At 59.3% G+C, this 364-nt stretch carries 1 protein-coding gene; it reads right to left on the minus strand.

Annotated elements, in window-relative coordinates:
* Positions 1 to 364, minus strand: a 364-nt coding sequence (locus A6723_RS32255; RefSeq protein WP_175405601.1) for an Ig-like domain-containing protein, incomplete at both ends; no start/stop codon positions are given.

The following is a 364-nucleotide window of genomic DNA, read 5'->3' on the forward strand; positions in this document are numbered from 1 at the left end:
CGTCACGCCATGGTTGGCGATCGGGCCCTGGATCGCACCGACATCGTCCAGTACCTGGTCAATGGTCGGCTTTTCAGGAGCCACTGTGTCGATGGTGAAGGTGAACGGCGCGGTCGGATCACTGACGTTGCCTGCCTTGTCGGTCGCCTTGGCTGTGATGCTGTGCGCACCCTGCCCCAGGTCAAATGCCGGGGTAAAGCTCCATTTCTCACTTGCATCAACGGTGAGAGAACCCAGCACCGTATTGCCATCGGAGATCGTGACAACACTGCCAGCCTTGCCAGTACCCTGGATTTCCGGGCGAGTATCGTCGGTGAAGCCACCGTTGCTGATGTCGCCGGTGATGCTGCCGACATCGTCGATT

This window comes from Pseudomonas sp. AU11447, assembly GCF_001672555.2.
Taxonomy (GTDB): Bacteria; Pseudomonadota; Gammaproteobacteria; order Pseudomonadales; family Pseudomonadaceae; genus Pseudomonas; species Pseudomonas nitroreducens.